Source organism: Gordonia sp. NPDC003424 (assembly GCF_053588655.1).
Genome location: NZ_JBSFQJ010000006.1, coordinates 252,477 through 272,908, shown reverse-complemented (window position 1 = coordinate 272,908; position 20,432 = coordinate 252,477). Strand labels below are relative to the sequence as shown.

Genomic DNA, 20,432 nt, shown 5'->3' with positions numbered 1-20,432 from the left:
AGGCGGAACGCCAACCAATCTCGACGCGATGCGTCCGGTCGGGTCAGCCGTCACGATCCAGAGCGATGCGGACCTGAACGTTCCCGTTCTCGTCGCGACCGCTCACGGCGTTGCCGGACCTTTCCTGGCCGTCGAGGGTGAGTGAAATCGGTCCGCCCTCGCCGGTGAAGTTGCGCCACCAGTTCTTGTTGTCCGCCGCGCCGACGCCGACGATCACCATGTTGCCACTGCGGCGGTACTGCACGGGCAACTCGACCCGTTTCGCGGACTTGCGCCCGGTGTAGCGGAGGACGGTGAACGACCCCTGCGTCACCGATCGGATGCCGGGTAGGCCGAGAAGCGGGATCACCGCCTTGTTGAAGAGCGCCGCACCGCGCTGAATCGTGTTCACCGACAATCCTTCCTGCAAGGGCCGTTCTGGTCGATGGTGCCCGACGTCGCCGTGGAGTGCCAGCTTTCGTATCGATGAGGATGTACGTCGCTGGGAGTCGGGTGGTTATCTTGCGAGGGTTTCGACTCGATGCTCCGCTGGCGCTCCGCATCGGCTCAACCAGCGAAAGGGCTGACTCCGCTGGCGCTCCGCATCGGCTCAGCCAGCGAACAGGCAACTCAACCAGCACATGCGCGGCACCCCGTTGCCGACGCCCGACCCTGGACCGATACTTGACACTGATGTAAAGTTCGCTGGAGTCGTGGGAACGAGGAGGAACGTCGATGAAACTGCTGGTGGCCAATCGCGGCGAGATCGCCGTGCGCATTCTGGCGACGGCGGCGACGATGGGGATTCCGACGGTGGCCGTGCACCCGGCAGACGACGCGTCGTGCGCCCACGTCGCGCGGGCCGGCGAGGCCGTCGTGCTCGACGGTGCCGGCGCGGCCGGTTATCTCGACATCGAACAGATCATCAAGGCGGCGCAGAACACCGGTGCCACGATGATCCACCCGGGCTACGGTTTCCTGTCCGAGAATCCGGCGTTGGCGCGTGCCTGCGCCGATGCCGGCATCACCTTCGTGGGGCCGTCTCCGGAGCATCTGGAGTTGTTCGGTGACAAGACCGCGGCCCGTGATCGAGCCGTCGATCTCGGGATCCCGGTCAGCGCCGCGACCACTGCACCCACCGAACTGGCTGTGGCACAGGAGTTCTGGCAAGGGCTCGGGGATGGCGCGGCGGTGATGGTCAAGGCGGTTGCCGGCGGCGGCGGACGCGGGATGCGATTGGTGTCCACACCGGAGGACCTGACAGCCGCGCTGGAGCGGTGCGCGTCGGAAGCCCGCGCCGCCTTCGGTAACGGCTCGGTGTACGTCGAGGAGGTGATCGCCGATGCGCGGCACATCGAGGTGCAGATCGTCGGCGACGGGCAGACCGTGACCGCGCTCGGCGAGCGCGACTGCTCGGCGCAACGACGCCGCCAGAAACTGGTCGAGATGGCGCCGGCCCCGGGACTCGACGACGCGCTGCGTGCCCGGCTGTTCGCGGCGGCACGGCAACTCACCGCCGGCTACCGGGGACTGGCGACCGTCGAGTTCCTGGTAACCGGCAGCGATTTCGTGTTCCTCGAATGCAACCCACGAATCCAGGTGGAGCACACCGTCACCGAGGAGGTCACCGGCATCGATCTCGTGCAGGTCGGGATACGGATCGCCGCGGGCGCCACGCTGCACGACCTCGCACTGACGGCGACCCCCGAATCGCGCGGCGTCGCCATCCAGTCGCGGGTCAACACCGAGACCGTCTCTCCCCTGGGCGACATCGCGCCGGGAGTCGGTCGGCTGGAACGCTTCACGCCGCCGACCGGACGTGGGGTGCGCGTCGACACCCACGGCTATGTCGGCTACGAGATCGGACCTCGCTACGACTCGCTACTGGCCAAGGTGATCGTCACCGGTTCCGATCATGCCTCGGTGGCGGCACATGCCGACCGCGCGCTGGGCGAGTTCGACGTCGCGGGCGTGCCGGTCAACATCTCTCTGCTGCAATCGATCCTGCGGCTGCCCGCGTTGGCCGAGGGTCGTCTGGACACGACGTTCGTCGACGCGCACATCGCCGAACTGGCCGTCACCGATACGACACCGCCTGTGCCCAAGGATGATTCGGCGACCGCCGACGCCCGGGTGGTATCCGAGGGTCCCCCCGGCTCGGTGCCCGTGCCCAGCCCGCTCCGGGGAGTCGTCGTGGCCGTGCCGGTCTCCCCCGGTGACATCGTCGGCCCGCGCACCGACGTGGTGATCGTCGAATCGATGAAGATGGAGCACGTCGTCTCCAGTCCCGCAACGGGTTCGGTTGCCGCGGTGGCGGTGGCGGTCGGCGAGTCGGTGGAGCCTGGCGATCCGCTGATCTTCGTCGTCGAGAACGACGCCGCCCATGCCGGGGATGACAGCGCCGACGATCGCGATCTCGACCGCATCCGGCCCGAGCTCGACGAGTTGTTCACCCGACGGCACAACACGCTGGACGAGGGTCGGCCCGAGGTCGTCGAGAAGCGGCACGCGAAGGGCCGGATGACCGCCCGGGAAGGGCTTGCGGCGCTGCTCGATCCGGGCAGCTTCGTCGAGTACGGCGCGCTGACCATCGCCGCACAACGGCAACGCCGCGACGTGAACGACCTCATCGTGCGCACTCCCGCCGACGGACTGCTGACCGGCACCGGGCGGGTCGGTGGCCTGCCGGTTGCGGTGTTGGCCTACGACTACACCGTGCTCGCCGGCACTCAGGGACTGCACAATCACAAGAAGACCGACCGCCTGCTGGAACTGGCTCACCGCCAACATCTTCCGCTGGTGCTGTTCGCCGAGGGTGGCGGCGGCCGGCCGGGAGACACGGACACCTCGGCGGTGGCGCAGCTCGACGTCGCGACGTTCCGGCTGATGGCGCGATTGAGCGGCACCGTGCCGACGGTGGCCATCGTGTCCGGATACTGCTTTGCCGGCAACGCGGCGCTCGCGGGAAGTTGCGACGTGATCATCGCGACCGAGGGTTCGAGCCTCGGGATGGGTGGCCCGGCGATGATCGAGGGCGGCGGGTTGGGCAGTGTCGCCCCCGGCGACGTCGGTCCGATGGATGTGCAGTGGGCCAACGGTGTCGTCGACCGGCTCGTCGCCGACGACGCCGCCGCGATCGCCGATGCGCGCCGCCTCCTGTCCTATCTCGGGGCCGAGCCCGACGACGCCGAGATCACCGCCGCCGATCAGCGGGAACTGCGACATCTGGTGCCGGAGAACCGGTTGCGCGCGTATGCGATCCGGCCGGTCATCGACGCCCTCTTCGACACCGGGTCGGTACTGGAACTGCGCGCCGGCTTCGGTGCCGGGATCGTCACGGCGTTGGCCCGGATCGACGGGACACCGGTCGGGGTGATCGCCAACAATCCGCAGCATCTCGGTGGCGCCGTCGACGGCGACGCCGCCGACAAGGCGGTGCGGTTCTTCGAGATGTGCGATGCGTATCGGCTGCCTGTTGTATCGCTGTGCGATACACCGGGATTCATGGTGGGCCCGGATGCGGAGCGCACCGCGACGGTACGCCGCTTCAGCGACATGTTCCGGGCCGGAGCCAACCTGGAGGTGCCGGTGGTCATGGTGGTGCTGCGCAAGGCCTACGGACTCGGGGCGATGGCGATGGCGGCCGGCGACCTGCATGTGCCGCTGGCCACCGTGTCGTGGCCGACCGGCGAGTTCGGTGGCATGGGACTCGAGGGGGCGGTGCGGCTCGGGTTCCGTGATCAGCTCGAGGCGATCGACGACCCCGTCGCGCGCCAGCAGCGCTACGACGAACTCGTCGCCGTGTACTACGAACGCGGCAAGGCACTCAACGTGGCCAGCGTGTTCGAGATCGACGCGGTGATCGACCCGGCCGAGACACGCGACGTGATCGTTCAGTGTCTCGCGAATCACGGCCTCGCAAATCACGGTATGAGCAACCACGGCGTGAGCAACCACGGCGTGAGCAACCACGGCACGCATCCGGTGCGATGAACGCCATCGGTCATCGGAGCCTGCCGGTCGACGACAAGCGAGATCTGCTGCTCGACGCCGCCGAACGCGTCTTCTGCCGCGCCGGGTACGCGGGCACGACGATGGCTGCGCTCGCCGCGGAGGCCGGCGTCACGCGTCCGACCATGTACGCGTACTACGCGTCGAAGGACGAAGTGTTCAGCGCTCTGGCACAACGGGTTCGGCACGAGCTCCTCGACCTGCAGGAGCGGGCGGATGTCACCACACCGCGGGACACACTCCGCGGCACGCTGGCCGAGAGCCTCGATGCCTACGTCCGCCACCAGCCGATCATCACGGTGATCGCACATCAGGCCCTGGCGGATCCGTCGATCCGCGCACTGCAGAACGAGATCTACGACCGCGCCAACCGGCGGCACACCCGTTATGTCGAGCGACTGATGCGTGCGGGTGCCGCCGATCCACCCGTCGCGCCGGCGATCCTGGCCGAGATCGTCACCGGGATGACGATTCGGTTCGCCGAACTGGTTGTCGCGCAACCCGACCGGCGGACCGAACTGACCGACGCCCTGGTCGCGGCGTACTGGCGGTTGGCGGGAATGGAGTGAGCATGTCGATGGAGATCGTGGACAGCATCGTCGTCGGGGCCGGCGTGGTCGGCCTCGCCGTGGCCCGGGAGCTGGCCCGATCGGGCCACGAGGTGATCGTCGTCGAATCCGAGGATGCGGTCGGCACTCAGACGAGTTCGCGCAACTCCGAGGTCATCCATGCCGGCATCTACTACCCGCAGGGCAGCCTCAAGGCGCGCGCCTGCGTCGCCGGGCGCGAACGGTTGTACCGCTACTGCGCCGACCACGATGTGCCGCACAGGCGGACCGGCAAACTCATCGTCGCCACCGACGACGATCAGCTGCCGAAGCTGGCCGGCATCAGGGACAAGGCCCACGCGAACGGCGCCACCGACCTCCGACTGGTGGGCGCCGACGAGTTACACGACCTCGAGCCGGCGCTGCATGCGGTCGGCGCGTTGCTGTCGCCGTCGACGGGCATCATCGACTCGCACGCACTGATGCGGGCACTGCGGCGCGACGCCGAGGAGAGCGGAGCGGTGGTGGCGCTGCACAACTCGGTCACGGGTGGACGGGTCGCCGACGATGGGACCGTCGTCGTCGACATCGCCGATTCCGGATCGGTGGCCTGTCGCACGCTGGTGAACTGCGCCGGACTCGGCGCGTGGGACGTGGCACGCAGCCTCGACGGATTCCCGGCGCAGCACGTCCCACCGCGGTATCTCGCGAAGGGCAACTACTACGCGCTCTCGTCCGGCACCGTCCCGTTCACCCGGCTCATCTATCCGGTGCCCGTCGACGGTGGCCTCGGGGTGCATCTGACCCTCGATCTGGGCGGCGCGGCGCGGTTCGGGCCCGACGTCGAGTGGATCGACGAGGTCGACTACACGGTCGACCCGACCCGCGCCGACGGCTTCTACGCGGCGATCCGCCGCTATTGGCCCGGCCTGCACGACGACTCGCTGCACCCGGACTACGCGGGCATCCGGCCCAAGGTGTCCGGGCCGGGCGGGCCGGCCGGCGATTTCGTGATCTCGGGCCCGGCGCAGCACGGCGTGGCCGGGGTGATCAACCTGTTCGGCATCGAATCGCCAGGCCTCACATCATGTCTGGCACTCGCGGCGGGTGTCGGCCAACTACTCGCGGTCTAGCGTTGGACCAGCCTGGGCCACCGCCCATTCCAGGGCATGATCGGCGACCTTCTGCCAGCCCGGTTCACCGCACGTCCAATGAGAACGACCTGGAAACTCGTGGAACTCGGTGATCGCCACTGACTTCCGGTACTTGCGGGCGTTCGACTTGTTCACCGCGGGCGGCATGATGTGATCTGCACCCCCGGCGATGAAGAGCAATGGTGCACGCTCGGCGCGGGTGTAGTCGACCCACGTCTCCTGATGGCCGGGCGTCAGATTCGCGAGCACACCGTAGTTCCATACCCACGAACCGGGCGCGGCGATCGCGTAACGGTCGTACACGGCCTGCGACTCGGCGTCGTCGAGGGTGTTGGTGAATGCGTAGTGCCACTGCTTCGGCGTGAACCCCGCCGCCTTGTGACGGTTGGACCAGCTTTTCAGGATCGGCAGGAGGGACCTGACCTGCGACAACGGTTGCGTACGCACACCTTCGGTAGGCGCCGAGTCGATCACCACCGCCGCGGCACCGAGTCCACGATCAAGCAGCAATTGGGTCAAGATGCCACCGAACGAATGCCCCATGATGATCGGTGGTGTCGGCACCGATTCGATGATGCTGCTGAGATGGTCGACCGTCTCCGGGACGGTGAGACGGGCGATCACCTCGGGGTTCTCGCGAAGCGCTTCGACCTCGATGTCGAAGCCGGGGTAGGCGGGGGCGATCACCCGGTACCCCTTGTCCTGGTAATACGGCACCCAGTGTTCCCATGACCGCGGCGTCACCCACAGCCCGTGTACGAGGACGATGGTGTCGGGGGCGCTGGTCATGATGGTCTCCGTTCGCGAACGCCGCGCGGCGCTCGGGTGGGCGTTGGTCGGTGGGCGGCTGATCGGCTGATCGGCTGATCGGGGTGGGCCGGTGATCGGGTGGGCGCCGACAGGAGCAACCCCGGACAACCGTAGCTCCTCGAACATCGTCCGAACTGGTTGTGCGCGCACGATTCTGTATCCACGATGTCGGCGCGTCGCCACTCCGCGACGAGGATTCAGGTGTCCGGGTTGTCGCGACGCCACTGCGTCGGCGTGACACCGAACGCTGCCCGGAACCGCTTGGCGAAGTGCGTGGAATCGCTGAAGCCGTGCGCCGACGCGACCGCGGGGATGGTGAGGTGCCGCCGGGTGATCAGCGTGTCGCGGGCCCGGTCGAGGCGCCGCCGGATGATGAAATCCATGAGGTGACCATTCTCGATCGGCCACTCGGCGTACAACTTTCGCGTCGAGATGTGGAACTCGGCGGCTATCGACTCGGCCGACAACGCGCTGTCTGTGAGATGGTCGTCGATGTACGCCTGCACTCGCGCGACGAGTTCGTCCGACGGCGATCGATCATTGTCCCCCGCCGCCGTCAGGAGCAACGCCCGCAGCAGTGCCACCGTCGACGAGGTGAGGTCTTCGAGGATCGTCGGCTCTTGGCGCGCAATGCGACCCAGATGGATGAGATGGTTACAGACGAACGGCACCAACGGATTCGATGCACTGAGATTGTCGATGCCGCACCGGATGGACTCGATCGGCAAGGTCAGACGTGCGTGCGGAAGGTTCACTGCCACAATGCTTCCCGCATCGAGCGCACGGAGATCGAATGGCTGCGACGCGTCCACCACAAGGAGATCACCCGAATGAGTCGACTGACCGGCCCGGCGCAAGGTCCAGGTGCCGTCGTCGCTCGCCGCCGCGATGAGACGACGCTCCTGGCAATCTCGTGAACGGTCGACCGGTTGCCGGATCGCGACCCCGCGGTGCTGGGCGGTGGTCAGCCACACATCATCGCCCATCGACCAGGTGCCCACCGCGGGCGCTGGACGCACCACGATCAGCCGTCCGCGTCGAGCGACAACCGGCGCCACACACGCGGTGTCAGTCCGTACGTTTCCCGGAAGCGTCGACTCATGAACGACGCGTTGGTCATACCCCAACTACGGGCGATCTGGACCACCGAGCGGCTGGAGCTCTCCGGTCGTGCCAGCTCGTCGCGGATACCCTCGAGGCGGGCGGCGATGATCCACTGCTCCAGGCTGAAATCCGCGTCGGCGCAGAGCCGAAACAACTTGCGCAGTGAGATGTCGTGAGCCTCGGCAATGGTGACCGGAGTGAGGTCGGGATCTCCGAGGTGACGCCGGATGTATCCCCGGATGCGCGGCAGCAGGACGTCGGCCAGCGCGCCTCGCCCGAAGTCGGCATCGTAAGCCGACGCCAGCAATGCGCGCGCCAGGTCGATCGCTGTGTCCCCGATGGCTTCTGCGACGACGGGTTCTGCCGTGGCCTGGTCTCCCCCATCGGTCATCTCGTGGATGTGGGTGCGCAACATCGGATACACCGGACTCGCCATGAGTCGGCTCGACGCCACCCGGATCACGTCCGGGGCGAGGTCAAGGTCGGCCAACGGAACGTAGAGCGCGCGTGAGCTCCCGCGTCCCGACCACGCGTACACGTACGGCGAGTTCATGTCATTGACCATCAGGTCGCCACTGCGCACCATCCGCTGTTCGCCATACATCTCGTGACGGCCGACGCTGCGCTCCTGGACCGCGATGGCCAGGACATCTGCCGGACTCGACCGCACCTGCCTTGCGGACCGTTCGAGATGCACCCCGGTCAGCTGTGCGCGAAATATGCTGGCGCGACCGTAGGGGAAGACTTCGATGATCGAGTCCGCGGTGGTCGGCTCGTCGAGTTCGACCGTGGTCGGCCACGACTGCTCCAGAAAGGCGGCACGGGTGACCTCGCCACGATCACCTTCCGCGACGTCCGCCGACCGGTACACGATCGCCATGTCTCTCCCTGGGCAGCAGCACCGATCGTGTACCGGAGCATGGCCTTGACCTGCAAGATTATCGTGAATTGTCCGATTTCGGCAGGCATCGGCACGTCCACCGGGAAGGATCAGCGTTCATTCCGGATCTCCCACCAGCCGCGTGGACCGATTCCGTACGAGTGCGTGAAGGCGCGGGCGAATGAGGCCAGATCGGTGAAACCATGGGCCTGTGCGAACACCGGGTCAGGGCCGGTCGCCGACGTCCGCAGCGCGTCACGAGCGGCCGACAGGCGCTTGGCCTCGATCCAGCGCGGCAGGTCGACGCCCGCCTCGCCGGTGATCCGCAACAGCTCGTGACCGGCCATGCCGACGTAGAGAGCGATTGTGTCGCAGGACAATCCAGGGTCGGCGAGATTGGCGCCGACGTATCGGTCGATCTTCCGCAGCAGTGCGTCGGGATCCCTGACCTCCCGAGACCGCGAGCCCGCGACCGTCAGCAGTGTCCGGATCAACGTGACCGATGCCACGCCGAGCGAATGTGCGGCGCTCGTCGGGACCTCGGCATCGCGACCGACGCACAGGTCGTCGACGTGGCGCCGAACGATGGCGTACAGCGGATTGTCGGCGATGAGTGGTGCGGCGGATCTGATCTGCGCGTGCGTGAGGCCGAGCATCGTCGTCGGCACATGCAGGCAGCGCGACCGGCCCCACCCGGCCCAACCGAAATCGTATGGCGCATCGAGGTCGACGACCATCAAGTCGCCGGGACGGACCACCTGCCGGCGGCCGTGTTGTTCGAACCGACCCACGCCGAATGCCTGAACGGCGACGCCGATGGTGCCGGCGGGGCCGCGCCGGATATCACGCGCGTTGCGGTGCAATCGGTTACCGGTCATCGACGCACAAAACAGGCTCGCGTCACCAATCGCCCACGACTCCATGAGCGCCGCCATCCGAGCGGTCCGAACGAACGACACCGTCGACGGCGCAGAGTGCTCCTGGACGACCGTGCGCGCGACGTCGGCGCGATCGGATGGCGCGTGGTCGAGGCTGTCGAAGACGACAACCAACGTCAACCCTGGGCCGCGACCGCGGCGCGCAGCACCGTCCGCGTCACGGCGTCCGGGCGCGATACGAGCGATGCGTGGGAGGCATTGACCTCCGACGTCCGGCCGGGTGCGGCGCGCGATGCCATGAAGCGCTGCAGCGCAGGTGGTATCACCCGGTCCTGCTGCGAGACCAGATACCAGCTCGGCACCTTCGCCCACGATGGTGAACCGGACAGCTCGAGGTTCGCGCGGAGGGCGGCCGACTTCTGATGGGCGAACATGTCGGCAGCAACAGCCGGTGTGACGTCTTGGACGAACGTCTCGCGGAAATACGGTCGCGCGATGTAGCCGTCGATGTTGCGTCGATTGATGCCGGTGGGGTCGCCCTCGACGACGGTCAGTTGAAGTGCGGGCGGCACTAACCGGCTACCGGGGTAGGTGATCGGGTTCAACAGGCCCTGGACGAACTCGCCACTCGCAGGTGCGAAGGCGGCGATGTACACATTGGCTCGGACATCGGGGTCGTGCGTGTTGGTGATGACGAAGCCGCCGTAGGAGTGACCGACGAGCACGATGGGCCCCGCGATCGTTGCCAACTTCTTCTCCAGTTGTCCGGAATCGTAGGCGGGCGAACGCAACGGATTGTCGAACAGGACGACCGGATAGCCCGCAGCGCGCAGGTTGGCAGCCACGTCGTGCCACCCCGACGAGTCGGCGAACGCACCGTGGACCAACACGATGGTGGGCTTGGGTTCCGCCGCCGACGCCGGCGGCATCGACAGCCCCAACACCACGGCGATCAACGAGAACGCGACCGCCACTCGCGTGGATGCGCGTCGGAAAACAGAGGAAGAGAATGACATCGCAAGCCCTTTCTCGAGAATCGATGCCATCACTTTAGGTTCCTGATGGGCCGCGGATCTGGTTCTGACCGCACGGATGTGTGCTGAGGACGCCACGCCCGACTTGCTGGGTATGCACGAAGATGTTCTGTGCATGCATGCAGGAGGCGTCCGGAACACGCTGGGGTGTTCACTCGACGCACCATGGCCGTAGTCTTCGACACCGAACAACTGCCGGTCGCCGACCGCATCGAGGCCACCGTGTGCGCGATGCAGGAGCAGTCGGTGCCGTCGACAGTCATCCTGCACCCCGATGCCGCCGTCAGGTCCCGGATGGAAGTCTGGGACTACGGCGCAGCGGCCGTCTTCCAGGCCGACATGACCGGCTTCCGCCTGCAGCGCACGATCCGCCAGATCAAGGCGAACCCCGGCCGGCAACTCGGAATCGCGCTGCACGACAACTGCATCGGACGTCAGGAGCAGAACGGTGACCAGCGCCTGGTTCCTCCGGGAGCACTGATGGTCACCGATCACAACGCCCCCTACACCTACCAACTCGACGGCCACGGGACGCCGTACTGCCTGTTCGTACCGATCGATGCGCTGGGCCTTCCGGCTGAGGTGGTGCGCGAGGCGGCATCGCGGCTGCGGGCCAGCCCGATCCACGATCTGATGGTGGACCACATCAGTGACCTCACCCGGCAGGCCGATCGGCTGTCCGCCTCGCCGGTCGCCGGACAGCTCGGCGACACCAGCATCGAACTCTCCCGCGCATTGCTCGCGTCGGCCTACGACGTGCACTACGCCCGCGGGATGATGGCCGAGGTTCTGCTCCCCCGGCTTCGTGCCCACATTCGTGCCCACCTTGCCGACCCGGCGCTCTCACCTCAGTCGATCGCGTCCGCCCACGGGATCTCGGTCCGCAAACTGTTTCGAGTGTTCGCCGACGCCGGAGTGAGCGTGGAGCAGTGGATCGTCGCCGGCCGACTGGAAGGAGCACGCGCCGACCTCGTTCGACCCGAGACGCGGCATCTCCCGGTCGCGGTGATCGCCCGCAACTGGGGGTTCACGAACCCGTCGCATTTCTCCAAGCGGTTTCGCGTGATGTACGGGATGAGTCCACGAGCCTGGCGCAATGCCACCGGAGACGGCAAGCCCTGACAAGCGCTTGGTTAGGGTGAGATCAGGCCGGTGGCCTCACCACCGCACGCACGGCGTCAGGAGAGAGATGAAACTCGGTCTACAGCTTGGATATTGGGGTGCTCAGCCGGCGACGAACCACGCGGAGCTGGTCTCCGCCGCGGAGGCCGCCGGATTCGACAGCATCTTCACCGCCGAGGCCTGGGGTTCCGACGCCTATACCCCGCTCGCCTGGTGGGGTTCGGCCACGCAACGGGTCCGGCTGGGTACCTCGGTGCTGCAGCTCTCCGCGCGCACCCCCACCGCGTGCGCGATGGCGGCGCTGACGCTCGATCACCTGTCCGGAGGCCGGCACATCGTCGGCCTCGGTGTCTCCGGGCCCCAGGTCGTGGAGGGCTGGTACGGGCAGAGGTTCGCCAAGCCCCTCGGCCGTACCCGCGAGTACATCGACATCATGCGGCAGGTGTGGGCGCGTGAGGCGCCGGTGACGAGTCCGGGTCCGCACTATCGGCTCCCGCTGTCCGGGGAGGGCACCACCGGACTGGGCAAGCCCCTCAAGCCCATCACGCATCCGCTGCGCGCGGACATCCCGGTGATGCTCGGCGCGGAGGGACCCAAGAACATCGCGCTCGCCGCGGAGATCGCCGACGGGTGGCTCCCGCTGTTCTACACGCCACGGATGGCCGACACCTACAACGCCTGGCTCGACGAGGGATTCGCCCGGGCCGGTGCCCGTCGCACCCGCGACGACTTCGAGATCTGTGCCACCGCACAGATCGTCATCACCGACGACCGGGCGGCGACGTTCGAGGCGATCAAGCCGTTCCTGGCGCTGTACATGGGCGGTATGGGCAGCGAGGACACCAACTTCCACGCCGAGGTCTACCGGCGGATGGGTTACGGGGAGATCGTCGACGAGGTCACGGCGCTGTTCCGCAGCAACCGCAAGGACGAGGCCGCGCACATCATTCCCGATGAGGTGGTGGAGGATTCGGCGATCGTCGGCGACGCCGACCACGTCCGTACCCAGATCAAGGTGTGGGAAGCCGCCGGTGTCACCACCATGCTGGTGTCGCCGGGCAGCGTCGAGGAGATCAACCGGCTCGCGGCGCTGATCTGACGCCGATGTCGAAGATCATCCTCGCCTACGTCATTGCGGTCGCGGTCGGGTCGGCGTGGCTGTTGGCCGGCCCCGACACGGGTCGACTCTGGCTCGACACGCTGATCGCCGATGTCCTGGCCACGCTGGTGATCTTCGCGTTCAGTCACCGATACGCGAATTCCAGCTTCTACGACGCCTATTGGAGTGTCATTCCCCCGCTGCTGCTCTGCTATTGGTGGTGGCACGGAGATCTGGGTGTCGGGGACCTGCGGACGTGGGCCCTGGCGGTGGTCGTGTTCGTCTGGGCGATCCGCCTGACGGCGAACTGGGTGCGCTCGTTTCCCGGCCTGCACCACGAGGACTGGCGCTACGCGATGATCCGCGACGATGCCGGCCGATGGGCTTGGGCCGCAGATCTTTTCGCGATCCACCTGATCCCGACCCTACAGGTGTTCCTCGCCATGCTGCCCGTCTACGTCGCTGTCACGACAACGCCCGTCGGACCCGGGTGGCTGGTGGCCGTCGCATTTCTGGCGGGACTCGGCGCGATCACGCTGGAGTCCGTCGCCGACCTGCAGATGCAACGCTTCGCGCGTGACCGTCGACCCGGACAGGCGATGGATCGTGGACTGTGGTCGTGGTCGCGGCATCCGAACTACTTCGGCGAGTTCGGATTCTGGTTCGCACTCGCCCTGTTCGGAGTCGCGGCGTCGCCGTCGGACGCCTGGTGGTTGTTCCTCGGCTGCCTCGCCATGCTGGCCATGTTCGAAGGTGCGAGCATCCCGATGATGGAGCAGCGCAGCCTGCAGCGACGACCGGACTATCAGTCCGTGATCGATCGGGTGCCGCGGTTCGTGCCGCGGCCGCCGCGACGCACCCCCGTCGGTCGATGACCCGGATCCGGCCACGGCCAAGGGTTCTCATCGGCGGGCTCGGCGACACCGGCATCCTGACCGCCATCCATCTGGCACCGCACGTCGACGTGGTCGGGGTGTCGGTGAAGCCGGGCCTGGTGAGCGGACAGGAGGTCGGCACCCGCATCGCCCGGCCGGACGACTGGGCCAGGGACTACTGGATCGCGTTCGACCGATTCCGCGGACTCGACCGCGTGCGCATCGTGCACGGCACCCTGACGGGACTCGATCGTGGCGAGCGCACCGTCGGTGTCGAGCTGTCCGGCGGCAGGAGCGTGCGTGAGGGCTACGACATCCTCGTCGTGTCCACCGGAGTCCGCAACGGGTTCTGGCGGGTGCCCGCGGTGCAGACCGCCGACCAGGTCGACGCAGACCTCGCCGACGTCCACCACACGCTGGCGCGCGCCGGTTCCGTCGCGGTCGTCGGTGGTGGTGCCGCGGCCGTCAGTGCCGCCGCCAATGTCGCCGCGCGATGGCCCGGGAAGCGGGTCGATCTCTATTTTCCCGGCGATCGCCCACTCCCCCAGCATCATCCGCGGGTCTGGCCGCACATCGGCCGCCGACTGCAGCGGCTCGGCGTCGTCGCGCACCCCGGCCATCGGGCTCGGGTTCCGGATCAGGGTGCGCCGCAACAGATCACGTCCGGCCGCGTCGAATGGGCCACGGGGCAGCCACCGACCACCGCGGACGCGATCGTCTGGGCCATCGGCGCGGTCCGCCCGAACACCGAGTGGCTGCCCGCCGACCTCCTCGACGAATGCGGATTCGTCCGGGTGACCGGCGATCTGCGCGTCGCCGGATGCGACGACATCTTCGCCGTCGGTGATGTCGCGGCCACCGATGCGCTGCGCAACTCGGCACGCAATCGGGCGGATCGGCTGCTCGCCCACAACATCCGAGCGATGGTCGCCGGTAAACCGTTGCGTCGCTACCACGCTCGGCGTCGTCGGTGGGGTTCGGTGATCGGCGTACAGCACGACGGCCTCGAGGTGTTCGCGCCGAACGGTCGTCCGTTCCGGTTCCCGGCCTGGTCCATCGACTCGGTGCTGCAGCCGGGCATCGTCCGCCGGGGTATCTATCGCGGCATCCGCGGGCGCTGAGACTCCAGCCAATTGTTCACGAGCGGAACCACACTCGCGCCCTCGCCGCTCGCCGACGCGACCCGTTTCATCGATCCGCCGCGGATATCGCCGGCCGCGAACAGTCCGGGCACACTGGTGGCCAGATCGGCCGGCGGGACGTCGTCGGGCCACAGTTCCCGCGGCACCTCGCGGCCGGTGCACACATATCCGTTGGCGTCGCGCGCGACGTCGTCGGGTAACCAGTCGCAGTGCGGCTGTGCGCCCAGAAGCAGGAACAGTCCACCGATGTTGCGCCGTTCCTCGACGCGGGTCCGGGTGTCGCACAGGGTCACCCACTCGAGCCGACCGTCACCACCGCCGTCGACGACCTCGGAACACCCGTGCACGGTGATGCGTGGGTTGAACGCGATCTCGCCGATCAGATACTGCGACATGGTGGCCGAGAGATCGGGGCGCCGCACCGCGATGGTGACCGACCGCGCACAGCGGGCGAGGTGGATGGCCGCCTGTCCGGCAGAGTTGCCGCCGCCGACGACGATGACGTCCTGCCCCTCCATCTCCCGGGCGGCGCTCATCGCCGCCCCGTAATACACGCCCACACCGACGAGATCCTCGAGCGCGGCCACACCGAGCCGCCGGTAGGCGACGCCCGTGCTGATGAGGACGGACCGGGCATGCACGTCGCCACCGCCGGTGACGATCCGGAACGGGCCTTCACCCTCGGCGACCAGATTTTCGGCCGGCCATCCGGTGAAGAACCGTGCGCCGAAGCGCACCGCCTGGGTGCGCGCCCGCTGGGCGAGTCGCATGCCCGAGATGCCGCGCGGAAAACCGAGATAGTTGCGGATCATGGAGCTGGTGCCGGCCTGCCCGCCGATGGCCTCGGATTCCAGCACCACGGTGGACAACCCCTCCGACGCCGCGTACACGGCGGCGGCGAGTCCGGCCGGGCCGGCGCCGACCACCGCGAGGTCGACGGTCGAGTCGACCTCCACCTCGTCGGGGCGGCCGAAGATCATCACCGCCACCTCGCGCGCCTCCGCGGGGGCGATGACCAGATCGGCCGGTCCCTTCAACGAGTGCACGAGCGGATAGGGCACGTCGTCGGGCAGCGGTCCGGTGCCGGCCGGGCCGTCCGCGCCGCCGGTGAACCGCTCGGCGGCAAGTCTGCCCTGTGGACTGTCGGGCGCAAATGTGCGGTACGGCAAGCCCATTCGATCCAGGAGGTCGCGGATCGACATGGTGAGCGGGGTCAGTGCCGGGCTGATGATGCGCACCACCTCGATCTCGGGTACCGCGACGGTGGCACCCCAGTCGGACAGCAATTCGGTGATCGCGTAATGGAATTCCTCGTCGCGGGGGCCGCGTGGGATGAGCAGGAAGGTGTCGAACTTGCCCTTCTGCAGGGCGGGCCGCAGCGTCACGGTGTGGTCGGCGAAGTTCTGCCATGTGATGCCGACGATCCGTCGGGCGGTGGGCACGATGCTGCGGAAGGTCGAGAGTGCCTCCAGCACACCCATGTCGGGGAGCTCGGATTCGGCGAGGATCAACGCGACCGGCCGGTTCTCGCCACGCAGCCGACCCAGCAGGGTGATCGCCTCGATGGCCGACGACGCGAACGACACGTCGTAATCGCGGCGGTAGCGCTCGAACTGCGTCGCCAGGACGTCGGCCTGGCCGGCGGCGACGACGACGATCGCGGGCGCGGCACTCGGTGTCGGATCGGTCGCCGTACTCGGGGAGGTCATGGATCCATGATGGCTTATGGCCGGCCGGTCCGGTCGGCCGCGGACAGCACGACGGTGCGGGTGGCCAGTGCGTCGTCGCGCACGGTGAAGATCTGTGTGCCGGGTTTGCGGCCGACTCGAACCTCGCTCACGTCGAAGCCCGCGGTGGTCAGCCGGCGATGGGTGGCGTCGATGTCGGAGGATCGCCAGGCGACACCCCAGAGCCCGCAGACCGGAGCGGCATCGGTGCCATCGAGGTCTGCACCGGTGATCACCTCCACCACGAGGTCGGCCGACCGGAAGAACAGCTGGCGCGCCGCCCCGCCGATCGCCCGGTCGAGACGGAAGTCCAGGTCGAGGGTCGCGCCGAACAGCGCGAGCGCTCGATCGCGGTGCGGGGCGCTGAAGACGAGGTGGTCGAGGGCGACGATGTCGCGGGCCGGCTCGCCGCCCGGGGATCGTCGGGCATCGCTTGTGCCGATGTCGCTCGCGTCGGTGATGTCGACCGGCTCGTCGGGCGACAGGCCCCGCCGGTCGAGCAGGCGACGCGCCGCGGGCAGATCGGCGACACCGAACCGTACCCGGTGCGTCGCCGCGTCGGGATGCAGCTCGACGGCGCCGTTGATCACGGCCAGGGGTGCCGGGTCGGGACGATCGAGCAGTCGGCGATAGGCGGCGCCGGTCTGGTCAGGGTCCGCGGTGGCGAGATCCACGATCACCCCACACGGTGCGAGGCGAGCGGTCATCGTGGCGGTTTGCTCGTGATGTGCCAAGCGCCGCAGACACATCGGTACGTGCGTAATCGGACGTCGCCGACTGTGCGATGGCGGATGCGGTCGATGCCGTCGCGAGCGAGCATCTCCGCGGCGAACGCATCCTTCTCCGGCGTCGGACAACCCACCTGCGCCGGCTTGGCACTCCTGGGTCGTCGCGCGGGCTTCGCCGCGGTCCGCGACTCCATCTCGCGGAAGTACGCGTCGAGATCGTCATCGGAGAAGGGCACCGGGCAAGTCTAACGAAGCGAACCCCCGGCGATCTTGTACGCGGCGCCGCCCGTCTGGCGACGTTTCATCGCCTCCATCTCGGCATGGACACGCCGCGCGTGATAGGCCAACGGGAAGTACGTCACGCGTTCGGGCAGCACCCGATAGGCCCCCCGGATCGCGCCGTGGATCCGTTCGAGCTCACGCTGCTCCGCGTCCGTCCAGGTGACACCGAGAATCTCGCGGACGCGCGGATCCATGACCCCGATGGTGGTCAAATAGTTCAGCCGCTGCAGCGGCACCGACGCGACCCGCGCGAGCGCGTTGGCCGCGCGCCGGAATGCGGGAGGAACCGCCCGGCCGACCCTCGGCGGTGACTGCATCTGCTCGATGAGTTCGAGCGCCACCGGATGCGCGACGAGCCGGTCGGCGATCATCGTGTCGAAATAGTCGCCGAACTCGTCGATGGTCTCGGGATATCCGCGCATGGGGACCTGCACGATGCGCGCGATCCGCCGGTTGTCCCGGAAGATCTCCTCCTGTTCCGCGGCGGTGAAGTCGCGGCCGATGATGAGCGGCGCGGCGCTGAGCGCGGTCGGGAACGCGGTCGCGATAACCCATTGGTACGCCTCGGGATTCAGTGCACTGATGCGCTTGCCCGCAGAGTTGGTCATCTGCAGCGGCTGATGCATCCGTCGCAGACGTTTGCCCTCCTCGATCGCTTCGGTGCCGCCGTACACCCAGCGCAGCACCGAATCCACCGAACGGATCGCACGGCCGAGCGGATCGGAGCGGAACACCGAGTATTCGCCGACGATGTCGCCGATCACCGGGTGCATGACCTGCATGACGAACGCGGCGCCGTTGACCGGCAGGAATGTGTAGCGGCCGACGAGCTCGGCGGTGATCGAATCGGCCGGGACGAGTTCGATCTCGTCGTCGGAATGCGAGAGGACGGCCTCGTCGGAGGCCGGCTGGGTGACTGTCATGGTGAAACCACCTATCTGAATACAGGTGCAGTCAGATTAGCAGCGGCGCTTGTCCCCGTCGAGGGTTTCACCGGATTTCGGGAGGGTGTGTCAGCGAGCCATCCACAGGCGGCGGCGGATGACACTACGCATCCGGCGCAATTCCGCGGAGGTGAGCGACGACGGCGGGTCATCCGTCACGATGCGATCGACCTCGCTGAAGAAGTCGCGGTCGTTGAGACCGAATCGCTCGACGATGACCTTGGACGATCCCCCGCCGAGCTGGTACCAGCTCGTCTCGAAGTCGATCATCTGTTGCTGTCTTTTGTCGAGCTTGTGGTCGAGCTTGTTGTCCATTGCCATCACCCCGGAGGTCGTCGTTGATCACCGATGTCTGCCTGCCCGTTGCGGTTGATCACCGGACGGGATCCGGCATCGGTCGGTGGGGCCAACGAGGTCCTTTGTACACCTGCCAGCCGACAGATAACAGGAAATTCCTCACGCGTCGCGGAATCGTCGGTCGAGGAGAGTAACAAGATCGCGCGGCGACCTCCGGCCCCACCTCCGGCGCGAACGTCGACTGTCGCCATCGCCCGCAGGTCAGAGGCTCACGGGATTCGGTCGCCGCCGCCCGAGACGGTCGCGGATACCCCGGTCGCGCCGAACCCCTTTGGGCTGCAAACTATCTCGCCGATCCTCATCGACTCACCGTCGAGCGGTGTGCCACGGTACGCCGCCGGTCACGACGATTGGCGAGCACGCTGCTGCCCATCGCGGCGCCGATGAACGCGATGCCCAACAGGCCGGTCACCACATTGTTGACGTGCACCTGCACGCTGATCAGCAGGATGACCGCAAGCACGCCGATGGCCCAGTGCGCGCCGTGCGCGAGATAGCGGTACTCCGACAGCGTTCCCTGCCGGACCAGATAGATGGTGAACGAGCGGACGAACATCGCGCCGATGAAGCCGAGCCCCAACGCGATGATGATCGGGTCCGGCGTGATCGCGAACGCCCCGATGACCCCGTCGAAGGAGAAGGAGGCGTCGAGGACCTCGAGGTAGAGGAACAGGAAGAATCCGGCCTTGCCGGTGGCCACCGCCGCGGGGGTCGGCCCGCGCTGCGCCGCGCCGGCTCCCGGTTCGTGGAACATCGACCCCAGGCCGTCGACGACGATGTAGGTGACCATGCCGAGCAGTCCGGCGATGAGCACGGTGGACCGGCCGTCGTCGGGCACCAGATATTCGGCCACGAGGATGAGCGTCACCGCGGCGACGGCGACCGACAGCTGATCCAGCCGGCCCAGCCTGCCGAGGGGACGTTCGATCCACGACAGCCAGGTGAGGTCGCGGTCGGTGAAGACGAAGTTGAGGAACAGCAGCAAAAGGAACATGCCACCGAATGCGGCGATCTGCGGATGCGCGTCGAGCAGGATCTGTTCGTAGCTCGGGCTCCCGTCGGCGAAGTGATCGGCACCGTCGGGAGGTGGGTTCATCGCGAGGTCGAAGGCCTCACCCGGCGCGAGTCCCGCGGTGATCCAGACGATGGCGAGCGGGAAGAGCAGACGCATGCCGAACACGGCGATGACCACGCCCACGGTCAGGAACATCCGCTGCCAGAACGCGCTCATCCGCTCGAGCACGGTGGCGTTGATGACGGCGTTGTCGAACGACAGCGACACTTCGAGGACACCGAGGATGGCGCACAACGCCACCCCGGTCCATCCCTGGTAGAGGAAGGCGGCGGCGAGCGCCCCGAGGGTGACCAGCGCCGAGAGTCCGAAGATCCGGACGATCACCGGAGCCGCTCGGCTTCACGGGCCAGGGTGAGCAGGTCGTCGCCGAGGGACGTCAGGGTTGCGTCGTCGGCCCGCTCGCTGACGGCGGTCATCAGGTCCTCGGCCGCGCAGCGCAGCGCGAAGAGCCGGTCGCCGAAGGCCTCTGCCTCGGCCGCGGTCAGGATGACGGCGTCGCCGGGAATAGATGTGCCGTCGGTGAGCGCTCTCTGTTCGTAGGCGCGCTGCCGGCACGACTGCTTGCAGTATTTGCGGCGACGCCCGGACTCGGAGTCGACCATGCTACGACCACACCACGCACATCCGTACGGGCGTCGGCGGGGGTCGTCCATGCCTCAGACCGTACTCGGGCATACCGGGCC

20 protein-coding genes are annotated in these 20,432 nt (G+C 67.6%); 7 read left to right on the top strand and 13 right to left on the bottom strand.

Annotated features, from left to right (window positions below; translation table 11 throughout):
- Positions 1–43: 43 nt before the first annotated feature.
- Positions 44–391, bottom strand: a complete 348-nt coding sequence (locus tag ACWDTI_RS11900) for a hypothetical protein (protein ID WP_449738272.1) — start codon at positions 389–391, stop codon at positions 44–46.
- Positions 392–714: 323 nt separating this feature from the next.
- Between ACWDTI_RS11900 and ACWDTI_RS11895 the strand changes: the two genes are divergently transcribed.
- Genes ACWDTI_RS11895 through ACWDTI_RS11885 form a run of 3 tightly spaced genes read left to right on the top strand, consistent with a single transcriptional unit; the run spans position 715 to position 5,671 of the window.
- Positions 715–3,972 (top strand): carboxyl transferase domain-containing protein, encoded by a 3,258-nt coding sequence (locus ACWDTI_RS11895; protein WP_449738271.1) that lies wholly within the window; start codon positions 715–717, stop codon positions 3,970–3,972.
- On the top strand, positions 3,969–4,559 hold the full coding sequence (locus tag ACWDTI_RS11890; protein WP_449738270.1) for a TetR/AcrR family transcriptional regulator: 591 nt from the start codon (positions 3,969–3,971) through the stop codon (positions 4,557–4,559). The genes ACWDTI_RS11895 and ACWDTI_RS11890 overlap by 4 nt, the downstream gene beginning before the upstream one ends.
- Before the next feature lie 8 nt (positions 4,560–4,567).
- Positions 4,568–5,671: an NAD(P)/FAD-dependent oxidoreductase gene (locus tag ACWDTI_RS11885; protein ID WP_449738318.1), complete on the top strand. Its 1,104-nt coding sequence runs from the start codon at positions 4,568–4,570 to the stop codon at positions 5,669–5,671.
- Here the strand turns inward: ACWDTI_RS11885 and ACWDTI_RS11880 are convergent.
- The 5 genes from ACWDTI_RS11880 to ACWDTI_RS11860 all read right to left on the bottom strand — a co-directional run bounded on the left by ACWDTI_RS11880 (position 5,657) and on the right by ACWDTI_RS11860 (position 10,293).
- Entirely contained in the window at positions 5,657–6,481 is an 825-nt protein-coding gene (locus ACWDTI_RS11880; RefSeq protein WP_449738269.1) for an alpha/beta hydrolase, read from the bottom strand. The genes ACWDTI_RS11885 and ACWDTI_RS11880 overlap by 15 nt on opposite strands.
- Positions 6,482–6,699: 218 nt before the next feature.
- Positions 6,700–7,524, bottom strand: coding sequence for a helix-turn-helix domain-containing protein (locus ACWDTI_RS11875; protein ID WP_449738268.1), 825 nt, complete (start codon positions 7,522–7,524; stop codon positions 6,700–6,702).
- Between the two features lie 2 nt (positions 7,525–7,526).
- The gene (locus tag ACWDTI_RS11870) at positions 7,527–8,486 is read right to left on the bottom strand and encodes a helix-turn-helix domain-containing protein (RefSeq protein ID WP_449738267.1); all 960 of its coding nucleotides are present in this window, start codon (positions 8,484–8,486) and stop codon (positions 7,527–7,529) included.
- A gap of 110 nt (positions 8,487–8,596) precedes the next feature.
- The gene (locus ACWDTI_RS11865) at positions 8,597–9,538 is read right to left on the bottom strand and encodes an AraC-like ligand-binding domain-containing protein (protein WP_449738266.1); all 942 of its coding nucleotides are present in this window, start codon (positions 9,536–9,538) and stop codon (positions 8,597–8,599) included.
- Between the two features lie 2 nt (positions 9,539–9,540).
- On the bottom strand, positions 9,541–10,293 hold the full coding sequence (locus tag ACWDTI_RS11860; protein ID WP_449738317.1) for an alpha/beta fold hydrolase: 753 nt from the start codon (positions 10,291–10,293) through the stop codon (positions 9,541–9,543).
- A gap of 270 nt (positions 10,294–10,563) precedes the next feature.
- On the opposite strand from ACWDTI_RS11860, the gene ACWDTI_RS11855 reads away from it, so the two are divergent.
- From ACWDTI_RS11855 to ACWDTI_RS11840, 4 genes are all read left to right on the top strand, one after another.
- Positions 10,564–11,520, top strand: a complete 957-nt coding sequence (locus ACWDTI_RS11855) for a helix-turn-helix domain-containing protein (RefSeq protein ID WP_449738265.1) — start codon at positions 10,564–10,566, stop codon at positions 11,518–11,520.
- A gap of 67 nt (positions 11,521–11,587) precedes the next feature.
- The gene (locus ACWDTI_RS11850) at positions 11,588–12,619 is read left to right on the top strand and encodes an LLM class F420-dependent oxidoreductase (protein ID WP_449738264.1); all 1,032 of its coding nucleotides are present in this window, start codon (positions 11,588–11,590) and stop codon (positions 12,617–12,619) included.
- Between the two features lie 5 nt (positions 12,620–12,624).
- Positions 12,625–13,494: a DUF1295 domain-containing protein gene (locus ACWDTI_RS11845; RefSeq protein ID WP_449738263.1), complete on the top strand. Its 870-nt coding sequence runs from the start codon at positions 12,625–12,627 to the stop codon at positions 13,492–13,494.
- On the top strand, positions 13,491–14,615 hold the full coding sequence (locus ACWDTI_RS11840) for an FAD-dependent oxidoreductase (protein ID WP_449738262.1): 1,125 nt from the start codon (positions 13,491–13,493) through the stop codon (positions 14,613–14,615). Before ACWDTI_RS11845 ends, ACWDTI_RS11840 begins: the two co-directional genes overlap by 4 nt.
- Here ACWDTI_RS11840 and ACWDTI_RS11835 read toward each other — a convergent pair.
- From ACWDTI_RS11835 to ACWDTI_RS11805, 7 genes are all read right to left on the bottom strand, one after another.
- Entirely contained in the window at positions 14,591–16,345 is a 1,755-nt protein-coding gene (locus ACWDTI_RS11835; protein WP_449738261.1) for an FAD-dependent oxidoreductase, read from the bottom strand. The genes ACWDTI_RS11840 and ACWDTI_RS11835 overlap by 25 nt on opposite strands.
- Before the next feature lie 14 nt (positions 16,346–16,359).
- Positions 16,360–17,070, bottom strand: coding sequence for a VOC family protein (locus tag ACWDTI_RS11830; protein ID WP_449738260.1), 711 nt, complete (start codon positions 17,068–17,070; stop codon positions 16,360–16,362).
- On the bottom strand, positions 17,067–17,327 hold the full coding sequence (locus ACWDTI_RS11825; protein ID WP_449738259.1) for a hypothetical protein: 261 nt from the start codon (positions 17,325–17,327) through the stop codon (positions 17,067–17,069). The genes ACWDTI_RS11830 and ACWDTI_RS11825 overlap by 4 nt, the downstream gene beginning before the upstream one ends.
- Positions 17,328–17,336: 9 nt before the next feature.
- Positions 17,337–18,296: an oxygenase MpaB family protein gene (locus tag ACWDTI_RS11820; protein WP_449738258.1), complete on the bottom strand. Its 960-nt coding sequence runs from the start codon at positions 18,294–18,296 to the stop codon at positions 17,337–17,339.
- Positions 18,297–18,386: 90 nt separating this feature from the next.
- A complete protein-coding gene (locus tag ACWDTI_RS11815) occupies positions 18,387–18,632 on the bottom strand; it encodes a DUF3263 domain-containing protein (protein WP_449738257.1) in 246 nt (81 codons plus the stop codon).
- 340 nt (positions 18,633–18,972) lie between these two features.
- Complete coding sequence (locus ACWDTI_RS11810) at positions 18,973–20,073, bottom strand: DUF475 domain-containing protein (protein ID WP_449738256.1); 1,101 nt, start codon at positions 20,071–20,073, stop codon at positions 18,973–18,975.
- Complete coding sequence (locus ACWDTI_RS11805) at positions 20,070–20,402, bottom strand: hypothetical protein (RefSeq protein WP_449738255.1); 333 nt, start codon at positions 20,400–20,402, stop codon at positions 20,070–20,072. The genes ACWDTI_RS11810 and ACWDTI_RS11805 overlap by 4 nt, the downstream gene beginning before the upstream one ends.
- Between the last annotated feature and the right edge of the window lie 30 nt (positions 20,403–20,432).